This is a genomic window from Mesorhizobium sp. P5_C1, from assembly GCF_054049815.1.
In genome coordinates, this window is the sequence record NZ_JBFULQ010000572.1 from 1 (window position 1) to 3,369 (window position 3,369).

General features: G+C 55.6%; 3 protein-coding genes and 1 pseudogene. 3 read left to right on the forward strand and 1 reads right to left on the reverse strand.

Features of this window, described 5'->3' with window-relative positions:
* The 3 genes and pseudogenes from pglZ to ACXJ7R_RS28055 all read left to right on the forward strand — a co-directional run.
* Positions 1-792: BREX-3 system phosphatase PglZ (gene pglZ / locus ACXJ7R_RS28045; RefSeq protein WP_457154665.1), on the forward strand; the 792-nt coding region annotated here is incomplete at its 5' end.
* Complete coding sequence (locus tag ACXJ7R_RS28050; protein WP_457154666.1) at positions 789-1,541, forward strand: hypothetical protein; 753 nt, start codon at positions 789-791, stop codon at positions 1,539-1,541. The genes pglZ and ACXJ7R_RS28050, both read left to right, overlap by 4 nt.
* Before the next feature lie 278 nt (positions 1,542-1,819).
* A pseudogene (locus ACXJ7R_RS28055) lies at positions 1,820-2,062 on the forward strand (tyrosine-type recombinase/integrase); the annotation flags it as partial.
* Between the two features lie 134 nt (positions 2,063-2,196).
* On the opposite strand, the gene ACXJ7R_RS28060 reads toward ACXJ7R_RS28055, so the two are convergent.
* Entirely contained in the window at positions 2,197-3,114 is a 918-nt protein-coding gene (locus tag ACXJ7R_RS28060) for a LysR family transcriptional regulator (protein ID WP_457154667.1), read from the reverse strand.
* Between the last annotated feature and the right edge of the window lie 255 nt (positions 3,115-3,369).

Genomic DNA, 3,369 nt, shown 5'->3' on the forward strand with positions numbered 1-3,369 from the left:
GACGGGCTGGCGCTCGATCAGTGGATAACGGTTCGCCGTACCCTTGAGGAACGCGATCCGTCACTTCTCATTCACGAGAGCGCGATTTTTGCTTGGATTCCGACGCTGACTTCCATCTCGYGGCAAGCTATTTTCTCCGGGAGGCCACCCCTCTATTTTCCGACTTCGATCTATTCGACCAATGCCGAAGGCAATCTTTGGCGCAAGCTGTGGGAAGATATCGGTTTCTCCAAGGCGGAAATCGCTTATCAGCGGGCTTTGGGCGACATGCCCTCCAGCGGTGACGTTTCCGAAACGCTCGACACCGCGCTGATCTCTCCCAAAACGCGGATCGCCGGTCTTGTTGTCGATAAGATCGATCGGATCATGCACGGCATGCAGCTCGGCAGCGCGGGCATGCATAACCAGATCACCCAGTGGTGCGAGAGTGGGTTTCTCAGCTCTCTGATCGGCGCACTGCTCGACAAGGGCTTTGACGTTTGGCTGACGGCCGATCACGGCAATATTGAGTGCCGCGGGATGGGGCGGCCAGGTGAAGGCGTGATCGCGGAGATCCGCGGCGAACGTGTGCGAATTTATCCGACGCCAGAATTGCGCGACCAGGCGGCGGCATCCTTCCCGTTCGCTCGCAAATGGAACCCGATCGGCCTGCCAGCCGAAACCTTCCCGCTCGTGGCGCAGGGCGCAGGCGCTTTCGCTACACCGGGCGAGACCCTCGTCGGTCATGGTGGTGTTGCAATCGAGGAAGTCATCGTGCCCCTGATCCGTTTCGAGCGGCGGGAAGTGCGATGAGCAAGCGTCATGACTCTATAGGCGTAAAGCAAGTCATTCCGTACGAATGGATGCGGAAGACAGCGAACTTCGTGCTTGCCGGAATGAACGGCAAGGAAATTCGGCATGAGCTGCATACCGCACTTGCCGCAGAAGGTAGGAATATACAGCCTGGGGAGCGCAGCGTGTGGACGAGGACATTTCTCGTGAACAATCTGATGGCGATTTGGCCATCGCCCGCTGCCGAGTTGGTTGTTTTTCGAGATATGGCGCTCCAGGCCCTGCAGAAGCATCCCGATCAAGAACTTACGATTCAATGGGCAATGATTTCAGCCGCCTATCCCTTTTGGTTTAACACAGCGCGGCAGACCGGGCGCTTGCTAAACCTACAATCGCGGGTGACCCAGGCACAAATTGTGAATCGCCTCAAAGAACAATACGGTGACCGGCAAACAGTCAGTCGTTACGCGCGTTTTGTAGTTCGTTCTTTTGTTGACTGGGGCATCCTGCGAGATGCTGTTGTTGCCGGCAGCTACGAAAAGGCGGAGCCTGAATCCGTTAGTGACCGGGATGTGATCGCATTGCTAGTGTATGCCACGTTGCTGGCCATACCGGAGGGAAAAACTCCTCTCAGCATGCTGTTAAACAATCCCGCGCTCTTTCCATTTTGTCTCCCAGTCATGAAGGGAGAAAGCCTTCTGGGACCTAGCGGCCATTTCAAAGTTGTTCGCTATGGGTTGGATGACGAACTTGTGGTGCTCAACACATGAATTGGCGGTTTCCGAGGCGGCAAGTTCATATCCTTGTCACTGGCTCGGCGCGTCGTTCGGAAACCGTGACGCTGTCCGGCTCAGGAATTTTTCACGCGACTAGCCCAGGTCGGCGGCGATGACCGCCAGTTCGTCCCCCCAATGCAGAGATCAAGGCCGCGATGCGGCCGCGCACCCGTGAAGGAAGCTGCATTCTACCGCTGTTCGCAGCGACCGGTTACGACGCGTGGACCATTGTTGAGGAGCAGCGCGCCAAGCGAAGCAACGACGATGATCGAATTTTCCCATTCAATCACAGGTCAGTCGGCACCGCCTTCCGCCGAGGGTGCGGTGACCTGGGTATCCACGACCTTCATTTYCATGACTTGCGGCACGAAGGGACAAGCCGCCTTTTCGAGGCCGGATTCACGATCGAACAGGTTGCGCTGGTAACTGGGCACAAGGACTGGAAAATGTTGAAGCGCTACACCCATTTGAAGCCGGAGGCTCTCCACGCGCTGTTGGCAGCGCGCGCCGCATAGATGTGAGTGTCAAAAGGTTTCACGATAGAACAAGTCGCTCTGGTCACGGGTCACAAGGATTGGGAGATGTTGCGTTGACATACGCATCTCAAGCCGGAAACCCTGCACACGATCCGAGTTGCGAGGGCAGCCTATCAACCTCTCGCAGGCGGCTCCGTGGAAAACGCAGCGATTATCGCCTCGAGCGATACATTCAATGCGTTAGAAAAGGTCCTGCCCTTCTGCCAAATCGCCACGTAGTGATAGAGCGCGGATGGTTCCACTGGCTTTATTCCCAAGTGAAACGCCGCATATTCGCGCGCTATGATCTCATTGGTTATCGAAATCCCTAGGCCAGCCGAGACGTATCCGGCTTCGTGACCGTTGCAATCGAATTCCACCAGTATGTCTGGCTCAACGCCGGCGAAGCGCAAGGCATTGAAGTTCATTTGGTGGGCGGCAAACTGCGGATCGATATCGACGATCGTTTCGCCTGCCAGGTCGTGAGCCTCGATACAGGTCTGTTGTGAAAAGCGGTGGTCGGGATGAAAGATGCATACGTTTCGTGCCGACCCAAGCGGCGCCCATTCAAACAGGCGTGGATCCAGGGGCAATCTCGAGATACCGAGATCCGCCCGCCCGGCCAGGATGTGTTCGCCGATCTGCTCGTAGCTTCCAGAAATCGACCGGACATTCGAAGCAGTCTTTGAGTGGATAATCGCCACAACCTTGGGCAGGGTCACGAAACCGAAAACAGAAGGCGCGGCAATCGCAATCCTCTGTTTTTCCTCGTTCTTCATTGCGAAGATCGACGCTTCCAGCCGATCCAGGGACGTCAGGGCAAGTTCTACGTTTCGCAGGAGTTCCCAGGCTTCCTGCAAGGGAACGATGCGGTTGGCTGATCTCTTGAAGAGTGTGATGCCAAGCGTGGTCTCGAGTTGCTTGACATGTTGACTGACGGCCGGCTGGCTTATCCCGAGCGCTACCGCCGCTCGCCTTGTCGAACCGGCCCGCAACACTTCCCGGAACACCTTCAGTTGACGGAGCTTCAGGTCGCTCTGCAGCAACTCCATCCCTGCGCTCCTTTCCCTGATAACGCCACCCGGGAAGCAGATAACGCCAACCTGGGGAGCAACGAACCGCCTCAGTATATAACGATGCGTTATAGATAAAATAATAAAAATTATAGATTGAGTGTGTAATTTCAAGCGCTAGAATTAGGCAATATCTCAAATTAACTCCAAATTACAAATATAACAATTCGCAACCTTGGGTTATACGACTTGGTCTGAGTGACGCGGACCGTCGTATCTCGCGGTATTGCGAGC

What these genes read in the sequence shown, in the direction of transcription:
- ACXJ7R_RS28050 (WP_457154666.1), top strand. Translation starts at nt 789, where the DNA reads ATGAGCAAGCGTCATGACTCTATAGGCGTAAAGCAAGTCATTCCGTAC.
- ACXJ7R_RS28060 (WP_457154667.1), bottom strand. Translation starts at nt 3,114, where the DNA reads ATGGAGTTGCTGCAGAGCGACCTGAAGCTCCGTCAACTGAAGGTGTTC.